Raw genomic sequence first — 3,271 nt, 5'->3', positions numbered from 1 at the left:
TCAGGCCCGCGCCAGCGCCTCCTCGAACACCACCGCCTCGCCCCGTGACGGAGCGGTGAGTCTGCCGTCCCACATGACGCGGGCACCGCGCACCACCGTGCCGACCGGCCAGCCGGTGACGGCGACCCCGTCGTAGGGCGTCCACGCGCTCTTCGACGCGATCCAGTCGTTGCGGATCGTCGCGCGATGCTTGAGGTCGACCACGGTGACGTCGGCGTCGTAGCCGAGCGCCAGCCGCCCTTTGCGCGCGATGCCGAACAGGCGCTTGGGCCCGGCGCTGGTGAGGTCGACGAGACGCGCCAGCGACAGGCGCCCCGCGGCGACGTGGTCGAGCATGATCGGCACCAGCGTCTGCACCCCGGTCATGCCCGAGGGCGAGCCGGGATAGGGCTTGGCCTTTTCCGCCAGCGTGTGCGGCGCGTGGTCGGAGCCGAGGATGTCGGCGACCCCCTGGCGGAGCCCCCACCAGAGCCGCCGCCGATGCGCGTCGCCGCGCACCGGCGGGTTCATCTGGACCAGGGTGCCGAGCCGGGCATAGGCCTCGTCGCCGTCGAGCGTCAGGTGGTGCGGCGTCACCTCGACGCTGGCGACGTCCTTGTGACCGGCGAGATAGTCCATCTCTTCGGCGGTCGAGACGTGCAGAAGGTGGATACGCGCGCCGGTCTCGTGCGCCAGCGCCACGAGGCGCCGCGTCGCCTTCAGCGCGACTTCGGGCGAGCGCCAGACCGGGTGCGAGGCCGGATCGCCGGCGACGCGCAAGGACTTGCGCTCGCGCAGCATCGGCTCGTCCTCGGCATGGAAGGCGGCGCGGCGCCGGGTGCGCCGCAGAATCTCGCGCACGCCCGCATCGTCCTCGACCAGCAGCGAGCCGGTCGACGAGCCGACGAACACCTTGATGCCGGCAGCGCCCGGCAGCCGCTCCAGCTCGGCCACCTGCCCCGCATTCGCGTGGGTGCCGCCGACCCAGAAGGCGAAGTCGCAATGCATCCGGTGATGGGCGCGGGCCACCTTGTCGGCGAGCGCCTCGGCGCTGGTGGTGAGCGGGTCGGTGTTCGGCATCTCAAACACAGCGGTGACGCCGCCCATCACCGCGGCGCGCGAGCCCGATTCGAGGTCCTCCTTGTGGTCGAGGCCGGGTTCGCGGAAATGCACCTGCGTGTCGATCACGCCGGGCAGCAGGTGGAGGCCGGTGCAGTCCTGCCGCTCGGTGCTCGCGGCGCCTCCGAGGTCGCCGATCGCCGCGATGCGCCCGCCGCGGACGCCGAGATCGGCCATATGCGCGCCGTCCTGGTTCACCAGCGTGCCGCCGGAGAGCACGAGGTCGAAGGGCCGGTCCCGAGGCTGGTCCGAAGCGTGATCCATGGGCGGGCTTCCGCGGTTGAGGCCGGGTACCGGGCGGCTTATGTCACGGCCACGGCCTGCGCAATCGCGCGGCCCGAAGGACCCGCCATGCCGATCGCCCTGCTGCCGGACCGCGCCCTCGTCACGCTCACCGGTCCCGACGCCGCCGCCCTGCTCCAGGGCGTCCTCACCTGCAACGTCGAGACGCTGGGCGCTGCGGAGGCGCGGCTCGGCGCCCTGCTGACGCCGCAGGGCAAGATCCAGTTCGATTTTCTGATATCCCGCATCGCCGACGGCTATCGTCTCGACGTGCCGGCCGATCAGGCCGCGGGTCTGGCCAAGCGACTGAGCCTCTACAAGCTCCGCGCCGAGGTCGCGATCGCGGTCGATCCGACTGTTGCCATCGCCGCCGCCTGGGGCGGCGGCACGACGGCGGCCGCGGTCGCGACGGCGGCCGATTCCCGCTTGGCCGACCTCGGCGCGCGGCTCTACGCGGCGGCCGGGGCGTTCTCGGCGGACGCCGCGGAGGAGGATTACCACGCCCACCGCATCGCGCTCGGCATCCCCGAGGGCGGACGCGACTTCCCGCTCGGCGATGCCTTCCCGCACGAGGCGCTGATGGACCAGCTCGGCGGCGTCGACTTCCGCAAGGGCTGCTACGTCGGGCAGGAGGTGGTCTCGCGGATGCAGCACCGCGGCACCGCGCGCACCCGCATCCTTCCCGCGACCTACTCCGATGGCGAGGCGGCGGCGCCCGGCTCCGAGGTCACCGCCGGGCGGAAGGTCCTCGGCGTCACCGGCAGCCGCACGAAGGGGCGCGGGCTGGTGATGCTGCGCCTCGACCGCCTCGCCGACGCCCTCGCCGCCGGCGAGCCGCTGCGGGCCGAGGGCCGCGTCCTCGGTGTCGCGCGGCCGGCCTTCGCCAGCTTCGCGATGCCCGACGCGCTCGGCGCGGCGGCCGGCTGAATGGCCGCCTCGCCCGGCCCGGAACGGAGCGCGGAGGCCGCCGCCGACGGCCTCGTCCACCATGCCGACGGCTGCGCCCGATGCTGGTGGGCCGGGCTCGACCCGCTCTACGTCGCCTATCACGACACCGAATGGGGTGTGCCCGAACGCGACGGCCGGGCGCTGTACGAGAAGCTGGTCCTCGACGGGTTCCAGGCGGGCCTGTCGTGGATCACCATCCTGCGCCGCCGCGACGGTTTCCGCCGCGCCTTCGCCGGGTTCGACCCGGAGCGGATCGCGCGCTTCACCGAGGCCGACGTCGCGCGCCTGATGCAGGACACCGGCATCATCCGCAACCGCGCCAAGATCGTCGGAGCGATCAACGGCGCCCGGGCCTGGCTGCGGATCGAGGAGCAGGGGCCGGGCTTTTCCCGCTTTCTCTGGGACTTCCTGCCGGACGGACGACCGATCCAGGGCGCTGCCGAAAGCCGAGCGGATATCCGGACCGAAACCGATGTATCCGGGCGCGTCGCGAAGGCGCTGAAGTGCCAAAACTTCAGCTTCTGCGGGCCGGTGATCGTCCACGCCTTCATGCAGGCGGTCGGCATGGTCAACGACCACCTCGTCGGCTGCCACCGCCACGCCCCCTGCGCGGCGCTTGGTAGGCCTGCGGCGCTTGCCGGGCCCGCGCCGTGAGCGCGGTCAAGCCGCGGGCGTGGCAGCGGATGCTGTCGGGGCGCCGCCTCGACCTGCTCGACCCCTCCCCCCTCGACATCGAGGTCGCCGACATCGCCCACGGGCTCGCCCGCGTCGCCCGCTGGAACGGGCAGACGGCGGGGCCGCACGTGTTCTCGGTGGCGCAGCACGCGTTGCTGGTCGAGGCGATCGGCCGGCGGCTCACGCCGGGCTGCACGCCCGCGCAGGGGCTCGAACTGCTGCTGCACGACGCGCCGGAATACGTCGTCGGCGACATCATCTCGCCGCT

General features: G+C 73.1%; 3 protein-coding genes and 1 pseudogene. 3 read left to right on the top strand and 1 reads right to left on the bottom strand.

Annotated elements, in window-relative coordinates; translation table 11 throughout:
• Positions 1 to 1,362, bottom strand: a complete 1,362-nt coding sequence (locus ACFE86_RS21870) for a dihydroorotase (protein WP_375457418.1) — start codon at positions 1,360 to 1,362, stop codon at positions 1 to 3.
• A gap of 87 nt (positions 1,363 to 1,449) precedes the next feature.
• Between ACFE86_RS21870 and ACFE86_RS21865 the strand changes: the two genes are divergently transcribed.
• The 3 genes and pseudogenes from ACFE86_RS21865 to ACFE86_RS21855 form a co-directional block, all read left to right on the top strand.
• Positions 1,450 to 2,307: a YgfZ/GcvT domain-containing protein gene (locus ACFE86_RS21865; RefSeq protein WP_375457417.1), complete on the top strand. Its 858-nt coding sequence runs from the start codon at positions 1,450 to 1,452 to the stop codon at positions 2,305 to 2,307.
• Positions 2,308 to 2,982, top strand: a complete 675-nt coding sequence (locus ACFE86_RS21860) for a DNA-3-methyladenine glycosylase I (protein ID WP_375457416.1) — start codon at positions 2,308 to 2,310, stop codon at positions 2,980 to 2,982.
• Between the two features lie 29 nt (positions 2,983 to 3,011).
• Positions 3,012 to 3,271: pseudogene (locus ACFE86_RS21855) on the top strand (hydrolase); the annotation flags it as partial.

The sequence above is a fragment of the uncultured Methylobacterium sp. genome (genome assembly GCF_964244095.1).
Lineage (GTDB): Bacteria > Pseudomonadota > Alphaproteobacteria > Rhizobiales > Beijerinckiaceae > Methylobacterium.
Note: the sequence above shows the minus strand (reverse complement) of the source record. Positions and strands in the feature narration are given on the sequence as shown.

Excerpts from the sequence above, each read along its gene's own strand:
- ACFE86_RS21870 (WP_375457418.1), bottom strand. The coding sequence starts at position 1,362 with ATGGATCACGCTTCGGACCAGCCTCGGGACCGGCCCTTCGACCTCGTG.
- ACFE86_RS21865 (WP_375457417.1), top strand. The coding sequence starts at position 1,450 with ATGCCGATCGCCCTGCTGCCGGACCGCGCCCTCGTCACGCTCACCGGT.
- ACFE86_RS21860 (WP_375457416.1), top strand. The coding sequence starts at position 2,308 with ATGGCCGCCTCGCCCGGCCCGGAACGGAGCGCGGAGGCCGCCGCCGAC.